Below are 16,910 nucleotides of genomic sequence, written 5' to 3' on the forward strand. Positions count from 1 at the left end.
GGGAGCCGTCGTGGACATCGACATGAGCGTCCTGCGCAGCCTGGAGCGGGAGAAGGACATCTCCTTCGACCTGGTCGTCAAGGCGATCGAGGACGCGCTGCTGATCGCGTACTTCCGCACCGACGGCGCCGCCTCCAAGGCGCGGGCGGAGCTCGACCGCGGCAGCGGTCACGTCACGATCTGGGCGGCCGAGCTGGACGAGGAGGGCGAGGTCGTCAGGGAGTTCGACGACACGCCCAGCAACTTCAGCAGGATCGCCGCGACCACCGCCAAGCAGGTCATCCTACAGCAGCTGCGCGACGCCGAGGACGAGATCAACTTCGGTGAGTTCGCCAGCCGCGAGGGCGAGCTGGTCTCCGGCGTGATCCAGCAGGGCAAGGACCCGCGCGTGGTGCTGGTCGACCTCGGCAAGATCGAGGCCGTGCTGCCGCACGCCGAGCAGGTGCCCGGCGAGGAGTACGTGCACGGCGAGCGCATCCGCGCCTACGTCGTGCAGGTGAAGAAGGGCCACAAGGGCCCCTCGGTCACCCTGTCGCGCACGCATCCCGGGCTGGTCAAGAAGCTGTTCGCGCTGGAGGTGCCGGAGATCGCCGACGGCACCGTGGAGATCGCGGCGGTGGCCCGCGAGGCCGGCCACCGCACGAAGATCGCCGTCAGGTCGCGCAAGCCCGGCGTCAACGCCAAGGGCGCCTGCATCGGCCCGATGGGCTCGCGGGTCCGCAACGTGATGACCGAGCTGCACGGCGAGAAGATCGACATCATCGACTGGTCGGAGGACCCGGGCGAGTTCGTGGGGAATGCCCTGTCGCCCGCGCGCGTTTCCCACGTCGAGGTTCTCGATCTCGAAGGTCGTGTCGCACGGGTGACGGTGCCCGACTACCAGCTCTCGCTGGCCATCGGCAAAGAGGGACAGAACGCCCGGCTAGCCGCGAGACTCACAGGATGGCGGATCGACATCCGGCCCGATACACAAGCCGAGGACGCCGCCGGTTCCGTAGATGCGTCAACACGGTAAGCTGGAATATGGTGGCCGAGCGGTCCCGCAGCGCACCTGTGTGGGCTGCAGGGCTCGCGAGGCTAAGTCCGAGCTGCTCCGTCTGGTGCGGGTCGAGGGCCAAGTGGTCCCTGACCTGCGCGGACGGCTCCCGGGGCGAGGTGCATCGCTGCACCCGTCCGTGAGCTGTCTGGAGCTTGCCGAGCGGCGCCGAGCGTTCCCGCGCGCGTTCCGCGTGCCGGGGCCGCTTGACAGCTCGCCCGTGCGAGCGCACCTGGAGGGAGACCAAGAAATGTCATGTAGGACGCCGAGTTGATGGGCGGAGTCAGATTGCTATGAGCGCCTGATGAGCACGCGGCGATGAAGACGTCAAGGTAGCGACGGTCCGGACGGCACAGCCAGCCTCCCGGGCCGAGTAAGGGAGTGCAGTGGCGAAGGTCCGGGTATACGAGCTCGCTAAGGAGTTCGGCGTCGAGAGCAAGGTCGTCATGGCCAAGCTCCAAGAGATGGGAGAGTTCGTCCGTTCGGCGTCCTCCACCATCGAGGCGCCGGTGGTCCGCAGGCTCACCGAAGCGCTCGGGGTCTCCAAGGGAGGCTCCTCCAGGGGCGGCGGTCAGCCGTCCAACAAGCCGCAGCCGCCAAGGGCTGCGCCCCGGCCGGCCGAAGGCCAGGCCGGTAACGGTGCCGGGCAGGCACCTGTTCCCGCCCCACCGCGTCCGGGCCCCAAGCCCGGTCCGCGTCCCGGCCCGCAGGGCGGCGGTCAGCCGCGCCCGCCGGTGCCGATGCCGCACCAGCCGCCGCAGCAGGCCCCCGAGGCCGCTCGCGGTGAGACCTCCGGTGCCCCGCAGGCGCGTTTCGAGAGCGGCGCGCCCGCCCGTCCGGCCCCCGGTCCGCGTCCCGGCCCCGCCGGTGGCGGCCCGCGTCCTGGTCCGGGTCCCAAGCCCGGCCCGCGTCCCGGCCCCGCCGGTGGCGAGCGCGGTGGTGACCGCGGCGAGCGTGGTGACCGCGGCGACCGTCCCGACCGTGGTGACCGCGGTGACCGTGGCGGTTCGGCGCAGGCGCCGCGTCCCGGCGCGCCCGCCGGTGGCGGTCCTCGTCCGGGCCCCGGCCCGCGGCCGGGTCCGCGTGGCCCGCGTCCGGGCAACAACCCGTTCTCTTCCAACGCCAGCGGCATGGGTCAGTCCCGGCCGCCGCGTCCGGGCGGCAACCGCGAGGGCGGTGGCGGCCCCGGCCAGCGCGAGCGCCGTGACGGCCCGCCGCGCGACGGCGCGATGCCGCGTCCGCCGCAGGGCCGCGGTGGCGACAGGCCCACTCCCGGTCCGCGTCCGGGCCCGCCCCCCGGCGGCCCGCGTCCTGGTCCCGGCGCCGGTGGCGGTGCGGGCGGTCCCCGTCCGGGTGGCCCGCGTCCCAACCCGATGATGATGCCGCAGGGTCGTCCTGCCGGCCCCGGCGGCGGTGGCCGTCCGGGTGGCGGTGGCGGCGGCGGTCGTCCCGGCGGTGGCGGCGGTGGCCGTCCCGGTGGTGGCGGCGGCGGTCGTCCGGGTGGCGGCGGCGGTTTCGCCGGTCGCCCGGGTGGCGGCGGCGCAGGTCCGCGCACCGGCACCGGTGGTCCCGGCGGCGGTGGCGGCGGCGGTGGCTTCGGCGGCCGTCCCGGTGGCGGCGGCCGTGGCCGTGGTGGCGGCACCGCGGGAGCCTTCGGGCGTCCCGGCGGCCGTCCCGCGCGTGGCCGCAAGTCCAAGCGTCAGAGGCGCCAGGAGTTCGACAACATGTCGGCGCCGGCGATCGGCGGTGTGCAGGTCGCCCGTGGCAACGGCGCGACGATCCGCCTGCCGCGCGGCGCGTCGCTGTCCGACTTCGCCGACCGCATCGGCGCGAACCCCGCCTCGCTCGTGCAGATCATGCTGCACCTGGGCGAGATGGTGACCGCGACGCAGTCGGTCAACGAGGAGACGCTGCAGCTGCTCGGCGCCGAGCTCGACTACGACATCCAGGTCGTCAGCCCGGAGGAGGAGGACCGCGAGCTTCTCGAGGCCTTCGACATCGAGTTCGGCGAGGACGAGGGCGACGAGGCCGACCTGGCCGCGCGCCCGCCGGTCGTGACCGTCATGGGTCACGTCGACCACGGTAAGACCAAGCTGCTCGACGCCATCCGCAAGACCAACGTGGTGGCGCGCGAGGCGGGTGGCATCACCCAGCACATCGGCGCTTACCAGGTCGCCGCCACGCACGAGGGCGAAGACCGGAAGATCACCTTCATCGACACCCCGGGTCACGAGGCGTTCACCGCCATGCGTGCCCGAGGCGCCAAGTCCACCGACATCGCGGTGCTGGTGGTCGCGGCCGACGACGGTGTGAAGCCGCAGACGATCGAGGCCCTCAACCACGCCCAGGCGGCCGAGGTGCCGATCGTGGTCGCGGTCAACAAGGTCGACAAGGAGGGCGCCGACCCCAACAAGGTCCGTGCCCAGCTCACCGAGTACGGCCTGGTGGCCGAGGAGTACGGCGGCTCGACCCTCTTCGTCGACATCTCGGCGAAGAACGGCACGGGCATCGACAACCTCCTCGAGGCCATCCTGCTGACCGCGGACGCCGAGCTCGACCTGCGGGCCAACCCGACGATGGACGCCCAGGGCATCGCGATCGAGGCGCACCTCGACCGTGGCCGCGGCCCCGTCGCGACCGTCCTGGTCCAGCGCGGCACGCTGCGCGTCGGCGACTCGATCGTGTGTGGCGAGGCCTTCGGCCGCGTCCGCGCGATGCTCGACGACAACGGCGAGCCGGTCGAGGAGGCCACGCCGTCGCGTCCCGTCCTGGTGATGGGTCTGACGGCCGTGCCGAGCGCCGGTGACAACTTCATCGTGGTCACCGACGACCGGATGGCCCGGCAGATCGCCCAGCAGCGTGCGGCGCGCAAGCGCAGCGCCGACATGGCGAAGTCGAGCCGTCGCCGCACCCTCGAAGAGCTGTTCAGCGACCTTGAGAAGGGCCGCGTCGACGAGCTCAAGCTCATCATCAAGGGTGACGTGTCCGGTTCGGTGGAGGCCCTGGAAGACGCCCTGCTCAAGATCGACGTCGGCGACGAGGTCAGGCTCCGTGTCCTGCACCGCGCGGTCGGCGCGATCACCGAGTACGACGTCAACCTGGCCGTCGCCGACGACAACGCGGTCATCATCGGCTTCAACGTCCGCCCCGAGCCCCGGGCGCGCGACCTGGCCGAGCGCGAGGGCGTCGACATCCGCTACTACTCGGTCATCTACCAGGCGATCGAGGAGATCGAAGCGGCGCTCAAGGGCATGCTCAAGCCCGAGTTCGAAGAGGTCCAGATGGGCACCGCCGAGGTCCGCGAGGTCTTCAAGGTGCCGAAGATCGGCAACGTCGCCGGTTCGCTGGTCCGCTCCGGCGTGATCGTCCGCAACAGCAAGGCCAGGCTCATCCGCGACGGCGTCGTCATCGCGGACAACCTGACCGTCTCGTCCCTGCGTCGCTTCAAGGATGACGCGACCGAGGTCCGCGAGGGCTTCGAGTGCGGTATCGGTGTCGGCTACAACGACATCAGGATCGACGACGTGGTCGAGACGTTCGAGATGCGGGAGAAGCCGCGCGTCTGACGCGCGGCCGGGCGCCCGGCGGGACATCCGCCGGGCGCCTCTCGCACGCCCTGGCCTGGTTCCCACCGCAGCAGGCCGGGCGTGCTCACTCACCCAGCCAAGCGGTGGTTGCCAACGATGTATGTGGGTGCTCTGACCCTGGACATCCTGCTCGGCGACGTTCGATCGCTGAAGCAGAAGCGCTCTGTCGTACGGCCGCTGATCGCCGAGCTGCAGCGCCGTTATCCCAGCATCGCGGTGGCTGAGACCGGCCATCTCGACCTGCATCGCAGAGCGGAGGTCGGTGTGGCGGTTGTCTCCGCCTCCGCGGGTAACTGCAAGGAGGTGCTGGACGCCTGCGAACGCATGGTGGCCTTCCGCCCCGAGATCGAGCTGCTGTCGGCCCGGCATCGGCTCTACAACGACGAAGACTGACTGATGGAAGATTGAACGACTGCACGGCCAGGTCGTGCGTGAGGGGGAGCGAACATGGTGGATGCCGCACGAGCGCGCAAGCTCGCCGATCGCATCCAGCAGATCGTCGCCGAGATGCTGGAGCGCCGGATCAAGGATCCGCGTCTGGGCTTCGTCACCGTGACCGACACGCGCGTCACCGCTGACCTGCGCGACGCGACGGTGTTCTACACGGTGTTCGGCTCCGAGGCCGAGCGGGCCGACAGTGCCGCCGCTCTTGAGAGTGCCAAGGGGATCATCCGCTCCGAGGTCGGCCGCCAGACCGGGGTGCGCTTCGCTCCGACGCTGACGTTCAAGCACGACCCGCTGCCCGACAACGCGCGCCACCTCGACGACCTGATCAACGCCGCCAGGGCGCGTGACGCCGAGGTGGCGCGGCAGGCCGAGACCGCCTCCTACGCCGGCGAGCCCGACCCCTACCGCAAGCCTGACGACGAGGAAGACGTCGAGGTGATCAAGGACGACCAGGCGTGACGCCCGACGTACGCGACAGGACGGACCGCCCGGCGAGCCTGGAGCGGCCCCCCGCCGACGGCTGCCCGATCCCCGAGGCGTCGTGGGACCGGGCGCTGCGGCTGATCGGTCAGGCCGACGAGGTCGCGCTGGCCTGCCACGTGAATCCCGACGGTGACGCGCTCGGGTCGATGCTGGCCGTGGCGTTCGTGCTGCGCTCGCTGGGCAAGCGCGTGGTGGCCTCGTTCGGCGACCGGATCTTCGCGGTGCCGAGGCTGCTGCGGTTCCTGCCCGGACAGGAGATGCTGGTGCCGCCCGAGCAGTATCCGGCGGCGCCCGACTTGATGATCGTCTTCGACTGCTCGACGTTCGAGCGGGTGGGGCTGCTGGGGGCCAACGCCGCCTCGGCGCGCGAGGTCATCGTGGTGGACCACCACCCGTCCAACACGGGGTTCGGCACGCTCGACCTCATCGACGCGAACGCGGCGGCCACGGCCATGCTGGCCGAGCAGCTCGTCTACCGGCTCGGCGGGCGGCTCGACCGCGACATCGCCACGTGCCTGTACGCCGGGCTGGTGACCGACACCGGGTCGTTCCGCTACTCCTCGACCACGCCCGCCGTGCACCAGATGGCGGCCAGGCTGGTGGCGACCGGGCTGCGCACCGACGAGATCGCCCGCGAGCTGTGGGACCGTTCCCCGTTCGGCTATCTCAAGGTGCTGGCGCACGCGCTGGAGCGGGTGACGCTGGAGGGCGGGCTGGTCTGGACGTACGTGTCCCGGGTCGACCGGGCCGCGTACGGGCTGCCGTACTCCGAGCTGGAAGGCATCATCGACATCGTGCGCCGCGCCGACGAGGCGGAGGTGGCGGTCGTGCTCAAGGAGGACGACCACGGCGACTGGCAGGTCTCGACCCGGTCCAAGGGCACCGTGGACGTGGCGGCCGTGTGCGCGGCGCTCGGCGGCGGCGGCCATCACAACGCCGCCGGCTACACCTCGTACGAGACGGTGGAGGAGACCATGGCGAAGTTCCGGCGCGAGCTGCGGAGGGTTTCCTAGATGGCCGGGAGCGGTCTGATCATCGTCGACAAGCCGGCCGAGTGGACCTCCCATGACGTGGTGGCCAAGATGCGGCGCATCGCGGGCACCCGCAGGGTGGGGCACGCGGGCACGCTCGACCCGATGGCGACGGGCGTGCTGGTGGTCGGCGTGGAGAAGGCGACCAGGCTGCTGGGGCACCTGACGCTGACCGAGAAGGTGTACGAGACGACGATCCGGCTCGGCGTGAGCACCAACACCGACGACGCCGAGGGCGAGGTCATCGCCACGGCCTCGGCGGCCGATGTCACCGCGGCCGAGATCCACAAGGGCGTCGCGGCGCTGACCGGCGAGATCATGCAGGTCCCGCCGCAGGTCAGCGCGATCAAGGTGAACGGTCAGCGGGCCTACAAGAAGGCCCGCGCGGGCGAGGAGGTCGAGCTGGCGGCCAGGCCCGTCACGGTGCGGCAGTTCGACGTGCTCGACATCAGGGCCGGCGGCGACGTCGTGGACGTGGACGCGGTCGTGACCTGCTCCAGCGGCACCTACATCCGCTCGCTGGCCCGCGACCTGGGGGCCGGGCTCGGGGTGGGCGGGCATCTGACGAGCCTGCGGCGTACCAGGGTGGGGCCGTACGATCTGTCGCTGGCCAGGAGCGTCGAGCAGCTCGCCGAGGAGTGCGTGATCCTGCCGATCGGCGAGGCGGTGGCGGCGGCCTTCCCGCGCCGCGACGTCACGGCGGAGGAGGCCCGCGTCATCGGGCACGGCGGGCGGCTGCCCTCCGTGGGGCTGGGAAAGGGCCCGATCGGGGTGTTCGGGCCGGAGGGCGAGCTGCTGGCGCTGGTGGAGGAGCAGGGCCGGACGGCCAGGCCCATCGCCGTCTTCGTCGGTTAGCCGCTCGGCTGAGTACGGCGCGAGCGGGCCAGCACCAGCCCGCCGAGCGCCGTACCGGCCAGCCCGAGCGCCAGGGCCACCGCGCCGCCGAACACGCCGTTGCCGGTGCCGAGGCCACCGTCGGCGACGGCCAGGTTCACCACGCCGTTGACCGCGCCGATGAGGCCTCCGGCCAGCGCCACGACGGCCCCGTTCCGCCCGCCGTTGCCGATGCCGCGGCTGGAGCGCCGCAGCGCCAGCCAGCCGGCGGCCACGGCGGCCAGCGCCACCAGCGCGGCCACGCTGGCCCAGATCCTCTGAGGGGTCCCGAGGAAGTTGTCGACGCCCTGGCCCGCGCATTCGGCGGCCGACGTACAGATCGGTGAGGCGAGCATGGACAGCACGGGCATGAGGGGCTCCTTCGTCTACGACTGGACGCCAAGAACTATGTCCGCCAGACCAGCCGCAGGTCATCCCACTGATGGAGGCACTTCCCCCTGCCGCGCACGCCGTAGCGGACCTACTGCGCCCGCGGTAGGCGGTGCCGCTAGCGGGGCTTCCTGGCCACGATGATGTCGCGGACGATGGCCTGGTCCACCCAGTGCTCGAAGTCGGGGTAGTCCATCACCTCCAGGCCCGCCTCGGTGAGGATCCTGGCCAGCTCCTCGCTCTTGCCGCCGTAGGTGTTCCAGGCGATGCCCATGGCGCCGCCGGGGCGCAGCAGCTCGGCCCAGCCGGGCACGGCCTTGCCCAGCAGCTCCAGCGGGCTGCGCGACAGGCCGGCGCCGCCCTTGCTGCCGTGCTGGACGCCGTACGGGGCGTCGGTGACCAGCACGTCGAACGAGCGCGGCTTGAAGAACTCGCGGCTCCTGAGCGTGTCGGCGTTCACCACGGTCAGGTGCTGCACGTCGCCTGCCTTGACGGCCTCCTTCGACAGGCCGAACGTGACGTTGAGCCGCCGCCCGACCAGGGCCCGCTCGCGGCGCACCGGCACGGTCTCGGCGGTGTGCTTGAGCCGCTTGTTGCGCAGCCAGGTCTTGATGAAGCCGGTGTAGGCCTCGAAGTCCTTGCCGTCCACGTCGATGCCGTAGGCGTCGTAGCCGTACATGAGGGCCTGGTTGAGGCTGGTGCCGCGGCCGCACATCGGGTCGAACACCTGCAGCCCGTCGCCCAGCCCCTTGTCGCCCGCCAGCGCGGTGACGTTGAGCAGCAGCTTGGTGAAGTGCTCGTTAGTCTTGCCCGCGTACTTCTGGATGGTGATCAGATCGCTGCTCAGCCGGTCGCGCGAGCGCATGCCGAGCGGTCTGAGCAGGTCGCCCTCGACGCCGAACACCGCGTAGACCGACGACAGGTTGGACAGCAGGTGCACGTCGGGCTCGCTCAGCGGGCGCGCGGTCTCGAACGTCACGTACGGCACGCCGCCGATCCGCGTCTCCGCGCTGTCGAGCACCTCGCCTTCGAGGGCACGCGCGCTGAAGACGGCCAGCTCGGCGCGGGTCAGCCGGATGGAGCTCTCGCCGTAGACCCGGTTGAAGGCAGGCAGGATCAGAAGCGCGTAACGAGGCATGATGCCCGATGATAGCCCCCTCGATTGGAGGGAAGGCCGCGGCGCATGGCAGGCTTGTACGGGTTGATCCGGGGACGAGCGAATGGGGCCTAGGGTGCAGGGTTCGGAGAGGTCTGTCGTCACCATCGGCGTGTACGACGGGGTCCACCGCGGGCACCGGCGGGTGGTCGAGCGCGCGGTCGCCGTCGCCGGGGAGCGGAGGCTGCGCGGTGTGGCCGTGACGTTCGAGCCGCATCCGGAGGAGGTGGTGCGGCCGGGGTCGCATCCGTACCGGCTGAGCAACGCGCGGCGCAGGAGCGAGCTGCTGGTGGAGCTGGGCGTGGATGAGGTGGACGTGCTGGAGTTCACGCTGGGGCTGTCGCGCACGCCGCCCGAGGAGTTCGCGCAGAGCGTGCTGGCCGAGCGGTTGCGGGCGGCGGTCGTGGTGGTGGGGGAGAACTTCGCGTTCGGTCAGGGCGCCAAGGGCGATGTCGAGACTTTGCGGACGCTGGGCGAGATGTACGACTTCGAGGTCGAGGCCGTGCCCCTCCTCGACGGCATCTCCTCCACCTCCATCCGGGACCTGCTCGTCGAGGGCGACGTGGCGCGGGCCAGGGACCTGCTCGGCCGGCCGCACCGGGTGGAGGGCGTGGTCGTCCGCGGCTACCAGCGCGGGCGCCAGCTCGGCTTCCCCACCGCCAACGTCGAGACCCCGCAGTACACCGCGATCCCGGCCGACGGCGTCTACGCGGGCTGGATGGAGTGCGTGCCGGTGGCCAACCTGCCCGCCGTGTACGCGGGGGAGCGGTGGCCTGCCGCCATCTCGGTCGGCACGAACCCGACCTTCGAAGGGGTGCCGCGCACGGTCGAGGCGTACGCGCTCGACCGCGACGATCTGGAGCTGTACGGGGTGCACGTGGCGGTGGAGTTCGCGGCGCGGCTGCGCGGCAACACGCGCTTCGACTCGATCGAGGCGCTGATCGACCAGATCCACGCCGACGTCGACGCCACCCGCCGCCTCACGAGCTGAGGCCCTGCCGCCTGAGCCCCTCCAGCAGGGCCGACAGGGCGGCCAGCGTGTCGGGCAGGTCGGCGGGGCTCGCCGACTGGGCCAGCCACAGGGCCGCCTCGTTCATCGCGCCCGACAGCAGCCGGGTCAGGGGCGCCACCGGCTGCGGCGGGATCACGCCGCCCGCGACCAGCTCCGCCAGGGCCTGAGCCAGGTGGGAGGCCGAGGTGGCCTCGTCGATGGCGCGCCACTCGTCCCAGCCCAGCACCGCCGGGCCGTCGATGAGCATGACGCGCTGCACCTCCGGGTCCGCGCTCGCCTCGACGAACGCCGCGCAGCCGGCCTTGAGCCGCTCCCATGGGCCGTCCGCCGCCTCCGCCGCGGCCACCACCCGTGCGGCCACCTCGCGCTGCACCTCCTCCAGCACCGTGCGGAACAGCGCCGTCTTGCCGCCCTCGAAATGGTGGTAGAGCGCCCCCTTGGTCACCCCCGCCTCACGCACGATCTCCGTGAGGCCCACCGCCGCGTAGCCCTTGGCCGCGAACAGCCGCCTGCTCGTCGCCACGAGCACCTGCCTGGTGCGTTCCTTCTGCTCGGCCCTGCTCAACCCGCACGCCCCCTTTGACATACCGATGGTAGGCGAACTAGCCTACCTTCGCATACCGCTGGTATGTGAAAGGGGACTTCATGCGGCTGAGCAGCTTCTATCCGGTCATCTGCACCGCCAGGATCGCCGAATCCAGGGACTTCTACGTGCGCCTGTTCGGCTTCGAGGTGACGTTCGAGGCCGACTGGTACGTCAGCCTGCGGCGCGGCTCGTACGAGCTGGCCCTGCTCGACCACGCCCACCCGACTCTGCCCGCCGCCTACCGCAGACCGGCCGCGGGCCTGCTGCTCAACTTCGAGGTGGACGACGTGGACGCCGAATGGGGCAGACTGGTGGAAGGCGCGGGGCTGGTCCCCGAGCTGGCCCTGCGCGACGAGGACTTCGGGCAGCGCCACTTCATCGTCGCCGACCCCAACGGCGTGCTGGTGGACGTCATCACGCCCACCGCGCCGTCCGGCGAGTTCGCGGGCAACTACGTTTCCACGTGAGTCCGCGCATTGGACATGAGGTGGTAACCTTGCATGTCGGCTCTGTAGCGGCGGCGCTGCGCGCTGCCCATGACGGCCTTCACGCGGCGACTGTAGGCACGCACGGTCGTTCGCGCTCCCAATCTCATTCGCGCGTGTCCGTAGATTGAAGGAGAGCCGTGTCCCTCGACACCGCTGCCAAGAAGACCATCATCAGTGAGTACGCGACGGCCGAAGGCGACACCGGTTCGCCCGAGGTGCAGATCGCGCTGCTCAGCAAGCGCATCAGCGAGCTCACCGAGCACCTGAAGACGCACAAGCACGACCACCACAGCCGTCGTGGTCTGCTGCTGCTCGTCGGTCGCCGGCGCCGCCTGCTGAAGTACCTGCAGAAGGTCGACATCCAGCGCTACCGTTCGCTCATCGAGCGGCTCGGCCTGCGCCGATAGCATGAAGGGGAGCGGCGTCCGCGCCGCTCCCTTCTCATATGGGGTAAGACCCCATACGGTCGGACGCGTGGCGGCGTGAAACGCCCCCGCGCCTGACGTAAAACTGAATATCCGAGACACACAGCCCCCGCGTCCGTTCAGCACCATGCGACCCGCGACGCCTGCGGGCCGGTCCTCGGTAGTGGCTTCCGGTAGTGACGCACTTGACCGGGCGCTTCGATCGAAGACCGGCGCTGCACCTAACGAGGGTGCCGGTGAGAAGAGGGCGCGGGTGACCGACCACAAGGAGGTCCCCCGTGGAGGGTGTCCACACTGCTGAAGCCGTCATAGACAACGGCTCTTTCGGCACGCGTACGATCCGGTTCGAGACCGGTCGTCTCGCGCGCCAGGCGGCGGGTTCCGCCGTCGCCTACCTCGACAGCGACACGATGGTGCTGTCGGCCACCACCGCCTCGAAGACGCCGAAGGAGCAGTTCGACTTCTTCCCGCTGACGGTGGACGTCGAGGAGCGCATGTACGCCGCGGGCCGTATCCCCGGCTCGTTCTTCCGGCGTGAGGGCCGTCCCTCCGAGGACGCCATCCTCACCTGCCGCCTGATCGACCGGCCGCTGCGCCCGTCGTTCGTCAAGGGCCTGCGCAACGAGGTCCAGGTCGTTGCCACCGTCATGGCGCTCAACCCCGACCACCTCTACGACGTGGTCGCCATCAACGCCGCGTCGCTGTCCACCCAGCTCGCCGGCCTGCCGTTCTCCGGCCCGATCGGCGGCGTGCGGGTCGCGCTGATCGACGGCCAGTGGGTCGCGTTCCCGACGCACCCCGAGCTGGAGCGGGCCACGTTCGACATGGTCGTGGCGGGCCGCGTGCTCGACGACGGCGACGTCGCCATCATGATGGTCGAGGCCGAGTCCACCAAGGACACGCTGAAGCTGGTCGCCGAGGGCGCCGTCGCGCCCACCGAGGAGACGGTGGCGCAGGGCCTGGAGGCCGCCAAGCCGTTCATCAAGGTGCTGTGCGAGGCGCAGTCGCGCATCGCGCGGGTCGCGGCCAAGGAGACGGCCGAGTATCCGGTCTTCCTCGACTACCAGGACGACGTCTACGCCGCCGTCGAGGCCGCGATCAAGACGGAGCTGGCCGCCGCGCTGACCATCGCCGGCAAGCAGGAGCGCGAGAACGAGCTGGAGAAGACCAAGGCGCTGGCCGCCGAGAAGCTCCTGCCCGAGTTCGAGGGGCGCGAGAAGGAGATCTCCGCCGCGTTCCGCTCGGTGATGAAGAAGCTCATGCGCGAGCGCGTCATCAACGAGGGCGTCCGCATCGACGGCCGCGGCACCAAGGACATCCGCGCCCTGTCGGCCGAGGTCCACGTGGTGCCCCGGGTGCACGGCTCGGCGCTGTTCGAGCGCGGCGAGACCCAGATCCTCGGCATCACGACGCTGAACATGCTGCGCATGGAGCAGGTCATCGACACGCTCAACCCCGAGCGGACCAAGCGCTACATGCACAACTACAACTTCCCGCCCTACTCCACCGGTGAGACCGGCCGGGTGGGCTCGCCCAAGCGCCGCGAGATCGGTCACGGCGCGCTGGCCGAGCGGGCGCTGATCCCCGTGCTGCCCACGCGCGAGGAGTTCCCGTACGCGATCCGTCAGGTCTCCGAGGCGCTCGGCTCCAACGGCTCCACCTCGATGGGCTCGGTCTGCGCCTCCACGATGGCGCTGCTCGACGCCGGTGTGCCGCTCAAGGAGATGGTCGCGGGCATCGCGATGGGCCTGATCGGTGAGGGCGACACCTACGTCACCCTGACCGACATCCTCGGCGCCGAGGACGCCATGGGCGACATGGACTTCAAGGTCGCCGGCACCAAGGACGTCATCACCGCCCTGCAGCTCGACACCAAGCTCGACGGCATCCCCGCCAGCGTGCTGGCCGGCGCGCTCAAGCAGGCCAAGGGCGCCCGCCTGGCGATCCTCGACGTGATGCAGGAGGCCATCGACTCCCCGGCGGAGATGAACCCGACGGCGCCGCGCATCATCACCATCAAGGTCCCGGTCGACAAGATCGGCGAGGTCATCGGCCCGAAGGGCAAGATGATCAACCAGATCCAGGACGACACGGGCGCCGAGATCACCATCGAGGACGACGGCACGATCTACATCGGCGCCACCGACGGGCCCTCCGCCGAGGCCGCCCGTTCGGCGATCAACGCCATCGCCAACCCGCACATGCCGGAGGTCGGCGAGCGTTACCTGGGCACGGTCGTCAAGATCGCCGCCTTCGGCGCGTTCATCTCGCTCATGCCCGGCAAGGACGGCCTGCTGCACGTCTCCCAGATCCGCAAGCTGCACGGCGGCAAGCGGATCGAGAACGTCGAGGACGTCATGAGCGTCGGCGAGAAGATCCAGGTCGAGATCGCCGAGATCGACGGCCGCGGCAAGCTCTCGCTGGTGCCGGTCGAGGTCATCGAGAAGGAGGCCGCCGAGAAGGAGGCCAAGTCGGCTTCCGGTGACGGCGCCGACGAGGCTCCCGAGCAGCCCGAGGCCGCCGGTGCCGCCGGTGACGACAAGCAGGAGCGGCCCCGCCGCACCCGCACCCGTGTGCGTACCCGCGGCTCCGCCGAGGGAGACGACCGGAACTCGTGACGACGACCACGCTGCACCCCGGCAAGGACGGAGCCGGGGTGGTAAGGCGCACCGTCCTCCCGGGTGGGCTGCGCGTGGTGACCGAGACCATGCCGACCGTGCGGAGCGTCGCGGTCGGCATGTGGGTCGGCATCGGCTCGCGTGATGAGGCCCCCGAGCACATGGGGGCCACCCATTTCCTCGAACACCTGCTGTTCAAGGGCACGCCCACGCGCGACGCGATGGAGATCTCCGCCTCGATCGAGGGCATCGGCGGTGAGATCAACGCCTTCACCGCCAAGGAGTACACCTGCTACTACGCGCGGGTCCTCGACGAGGACCTGCCGATCGCGGTCGACGTGCTCGCCGACGTCGTGACCAGCTCGCTGGTGACCGAGGAGGACGTCGAGTCCGAGCGGGGCGTGATCCTCGAAGAGATCGCGATGCACGACGACGACCCGTCCGACGTGGTGCACGAGCAGTTCGCGGCGGCCCTCTACGGCGACTCGCCGATCGGCCGGCCCATCCTGGGGACGGTCGACTCGATCAACGCCCTCGGGCGGGAGCGGATCGCCGAGTACTACCGCCGCTACTACCGGCCCCGTACCACGGTCGTGTCCGTCGCGGGCAACGTCCGGCACGAGGAGGTCGTCGAGCTGGTGGCCAGGGCGTACGAGCGGGCGGGCGCGCTGAGCGGCCCCGCCGAGTTCGCGCCGCCGCGCACCACCGGCCCCGGCGCCGAGACGCACTCCGGCGTGGCGGTGCTCGACCGGCCCACCGAGCAGGCCAACCTGGTGCTCGGCACCACCGGCCTGGCCCGTACGGACGACCGCAGGTTCGCGCTCGGCGTGCTCAACGCGGCGCTGGGCGGCGGCATGTCGTCCAGGCTCTTCCAGGAGATCAGGGAGAAGCGCGGCCTGGCCTACTCGGCCTACAGCTACACCTCGGCCTACGCCGACACCGGGCAGTTCGGCATCTACGTGGGCTGCCTGCCGTCGAAGATCGACGACGTGCTCAAGATCTGCCGCGACGAGGTGTCCAGGGTGGTGGCCGAGGGGCTGACCGCCGACGAGATCATGCGCGGCAAGGGGCAGATGCGCGGCGGGCTCGTGCTCGGGCTGGAGGACACCGGCTCGCGCATGTCCCGCATCGGCAAGAACGAGCTGGTCTACGACGAGCTCATGTCGGTGGACGAGGTGCTGTCGCGCATCGAGGCCGTCACGCCCGAGGAGATCTCGGCGGTGGCGCACGACGTGCTGAACCGGCCGCTCACGCTGGCCGTGATCGGCCCGTACGGCGACAAGGACTTCTCCGACGCCGTTCGATAGGGTTCCCCTGTGATCAGGGTAGGTGTGCTCGGCGCCCAGGGGCGCGTGGGCGTCGAGGTGTGCAAGGCGGTCGAGGCGGCCACCGACATGGAGTTGGTGGCCGCACTCGACAAGGACGACTCCATCGAGGGGCTCGACGGCGCCGAGGTGGTGGTCGACTTCACCCATCCCGATGTGGTGATGGGCAACCTCGAATGGATGATCGGCCACGGCATCCATCCGGTGGTGGGCACGACCGGGTTCGACGAGGGGCGGCTGGAGAGCGTACGCGGCTGGCTGGCGGCCAATCCGGGCACGAGCTGCCTGATCGCCCCCAACTTCGGCATCGCGGCCGTGCTCATGATGCACTTCGCGCAGCAGGCGGCCCGCTACTTCGAGTCCGTCGAGATCGTGGAGCTGCACCACCCCAACAAGGCCGACGCGCCGTCCGGCACGGCCCGGCGCACGGCCGAGCTGGTGTCCGAGGCGCGCGCCAAGGCGGGGCTGGGTGCGATGCCCGACGCGACGACCACCGCGCTCGACGGCTCCCGCGGGGCCGACGTCGGCGGCGTGCACGTGCACGCGGTGCGCCTGTCCGGGCTGATCGCGCACCAGGAGGTGCTGCTCGGCGGCGACGGCGAGATCCTCACGATCAGGCACGACACGATGAGCAGGGCGGCGTTCGCCCCGGGCGTGCTGCTCGGCGTGCGCCGGGTGCGCGAGCTGCCCGGCCTGACGGTCGGCCTCGAGCCGCTGCTCGATCTCTGAAACCGCACACGACGTGCCCACACCCGCTCGGGTGTGGGCACGTCGTGAGGAGAGGGTCCCGGCTCCGCACAGCCGGGCCTACGATCATCAACCCTAATACGAGCGGCGAGATCCGCCCGAAACATGAGATCGTGTCGCCATGGTGCGATGGGCCGAGAAGAACGAGCTGCCGGGGCTGGTCGCCGTCGAGCTGGCCGCGGACGGGCTCTTCGAACAGGTGGGCATCGTCTTCCCGCCCGGCACGACCCAGATCGAAGAGGTGCGCGACCCCGGCGCGGTGCTCGTCGAGGGAGAGCCGCCGGCCGGCTTCGCGCTGATCGGCTGGGTCGACGGCGGCCTGCACCTCGAACAGCTCGCCGTACACCCCGACAGCATGCGCCAGGGCATCGGCGGGCGCCTGATGACCGCCGTGCTCGACCACGCCAGGGCCGCCGGCGCGCCCCGCGTGACGCTGACGACCTTCCGCGACGTGCCCTGGAACGCCCCGTGGTACGAGCGGCACGGCTTCACCGTGCTGCCCGAGCAGGAGTGGGGCCCGCGGTTGCGCGACCTCGTGCGGCAGGAGCGCGAGCTGGGGATCGAGGTCGCCCCCCGCGTCGTCATGCACCGCACGCCCTGACGTATTTCCCCTCCGGCAGGTGGGTTTGACCGGCGATGCCACCAGCGAATACTCTCATGTGCCAGTTGGATTTCACCGGTAGACACTGCAGGTAGGCGGGTTGCC

The 16,910-nt window shown here is 70.8% G+C and carries 17 protein-coding genes; 14 read left to right on the plus strand and 3 right to left on the minus strand.

The features are described 5' to 3' along the window. The first annotated feature begins 10 nt into the window (after positions 1-10). From nusA to truB, 7 genes are all read left to right on the plus strand, one after another. On the plus strand, positions 11-1,015 hold the full coding sequence (nusA, locus tag LCN96_RS11225) for a transcription termination factor NusA (RefSeq protein WP_225272535.1): 1,005 nt from the start codon (positions 11-13) through the stop codon (positions 1,013-1,015). Then, entirely contained in the window at positions 999-1,310 is a 312-nt protein-coding gene (locus tag LCN96_RS11230; RefSeq protein ID WP_225272536.1) for a YlxR family protein, read from the plus strand. The genes nusA and LCN96_RS11230 overlap by 17 nt, the downstream gene beginning before the upstream one ends. Positions 1,311-1,422: 112 nt before the next feature. Next, positions 1,423-4,602: a translation initiation factor IF-2 gene (gene infB, locus LCN96_RS11235; protein WP_225272537.1), complete on the plus strand. Its 3,180-nt coding sequence runs from the start codon at positions 1,423-1,425 to the stop codon at positions 4,600-4,602. Positions 4,603-4,719: 117 nt separating this feature from the next. Beyond that, positions 4,720-5,016, plus strand: coding sequence for a DUF503 domain-containing protein (locus LCN96_RS11240; protein ID WP_080042097.1), 297 nt, complete (start codon positions 4,720-4,722; stop codon positions 5,014-5,016). 54 nt (positions 5,017-5,070) lie between these two features. Further along, positions 5,071-5,529 (plus strand): 30S ribosome-binding factor RbfA, encoded by a 459-nt coding sequence (gene rbfA / locus LCN96_RS11245; protein WP_225272538.1) that lies wholly within the window; start codon positions 5,071-5,073, stop codon positions 5,527-5,529. Next, the gene (locus tag LCN96_RS11250; protein WP_311132254.1) at positions 5,526-6,566 is read left to right on the plus strand and encodes a DHH family phosphoesterase; all 1,041 of its coding nucleotides are present in this window, start codon (positions 5,526-5,528) and stop codon (positions 6,564-6,566) included. The genes rbfA and LCN96_RS11250 overlap by 4 nt, the downstream gene beginning before the upstream one ends. After that, positions 6,567-7,439 (plus strand): tRNA pseudouridine(55) synthase TruB, encoded by an 873-nt coding sequence (truB, locus tag LCN96_RS11255; RefSeq protein WP_225272539.1) that lies wholly within the window; start codon positions 6,567-6,569, stop codon positions 7,437-7,439. It begins immediately after the preceding gene. Here truB and LCN96_RS11260 read toward each other — a convergent pair. Next, the gene (locus tag LCN96_RS11260) at positions 7,436-7,828 is read right to left on the minus strand and encodes a DUF6223 family protein (RefSeq protein WP_225272540.1); all 393 of its coding nucleotides are present in this window, start codon (positions 7,826-7,828) and stop codon (positions 7,436-7,438) included. The two genes, truB and LCN96_RS11260, sit on opposite strands and share 4 nt — an antisense overlap. 137 nt (positions 7,829-7,965) lie before the next feature. Next, complete coding sequence (locus LCN96_RS11265) at positions 7,966-8,985, minus strand: TRM11 family SAM-dependent methyltransferase (RefSeq protein WP_225272541.1); 1,020 nt, start codon at positions 8,983-8,985, stop codon at positions 7,966-7,968. Between the two features lie 82 nt (positions 8,986-9,067). On the opposite strand from LCN96_RS11265, the gene LCN96_RS11270 reads away from it, so the two are divergent. Continuing rightward, positions 9,068-9,994: a bifunctional riboflavin kinase/FAD synthetase gene (locus LCN96_RS11270; RefSeq protein WP_225272542.1), complete on the plus strand. Its 927-nt coding sequence runs from the start codon at positions 9,068-9,070 to the stop codon at positions 9,992-9,994. Here LCN96_RS11270 and LCN96_RS11275 read toward each other — a convergent pair. Then, complete coding sequence (locus LCN96_RS11275; protein ID WP_225272543.1) at positions 9,984-10,601, minus strand: TetR/AcrR family transcriptional regulator; 618 nt, start codon at positions 10,599-10,601, stop codon at positions 9,984-9,986. The two genes, LCN96_RS11270 and LCN96_RS11275, sit on opposite strands and share 11 nt — an antisense overlap. Before the next feature lie 59 nt (positions 10,602-10,660). Between LCN96_RS11275 and LCN96_RS11280 the strand changes: the two genes are divergently transcribed. From LCN96_RS11280 to LCN96_RS11305, 6 genes are all read left to right on the plus strand, one after another. Further along, positions 10,661-11,068, plus strand: a complete 408-nt coding sequence (locus LCN96_RS11280) for a VOC family protein (RefSeq protein ID WP_225272544.1) — start codon at positions 10,661-10,663, stop codon at positions 11,066-11,068. Positions 11,069-11,226: 158 nt separating this feature from the next. Next, on the plus strand, positions 11,227-11,496 hold the full coding sequence (rpsO, locus tag LCN96_RS11285) for a 30S ribosomal protein S15 (protein WP_090945762.1): 270 nt from the start codon (positions 11,227-11,229) through the stop codon (positions 11,494-11,496). Between the two features lie 296 nt (positions 11,497-11,792). Further along, a complete protein-coding gene (locus LCN96_RS11290) occupies positions 11,793-14,132 on the plus strand; it encodes a polyribonucleotide nucleotidyltransferase (RefSeq protein WP_225272545.1) in 2,340 nt (779 codons plus the stop codon). Further along, complete coding sequence (locus LCN96_RS11295; protein WP_225272546.1) at positions 14,129-15,439, plus strand: M16 family metallopeptidase; 1,311 nt, start codon at positions 14,129-14,131, stop codon at positions 15,437-15,439. Before LCN96_RS11290 ends, LCN96_RS11295 begins: the two co-directional genes overlap by 4 nt. Positions 15,440-15,448: 9 nt before the next feature. Beyond that, positions 15,449-16,186, plus strand: a complete 738-nt coding sequence (dapB, locus tag LCN96_RS11300) for a 4-hydroxy-tetrahydrodipicolinate reductase (RefSeq protein ID WP_225272547.1) — start codon at positions 15,449-15,451, stop codon at positions 16,184-16,186. Positions 16,187-16,325: 139 nt separating this feature from the next. Further along, a complete protein-coding gene (locus tag LCN96_RS11305; RefSeq protein ID WP_225272548.1) occupies positions 16,326-16,805 on the plus strand; it encodes a GNAT family N-acetyltransferase in 480 nt (159 codons plus the stop codon). Positions 16,806-16,910: the final 105 nt, after the last annotated feature.

Origin of the sequence: Nonomuraea gerenzanensis, from assembly GCF_020215645.1 — a bacterium.
GTDB lineage: Bacteria > Actinomycetota > Actinomycetes > Streptosporangiales > Streptosporangiaceae > Nonomuraea > Nonomuraea gerenzanensis.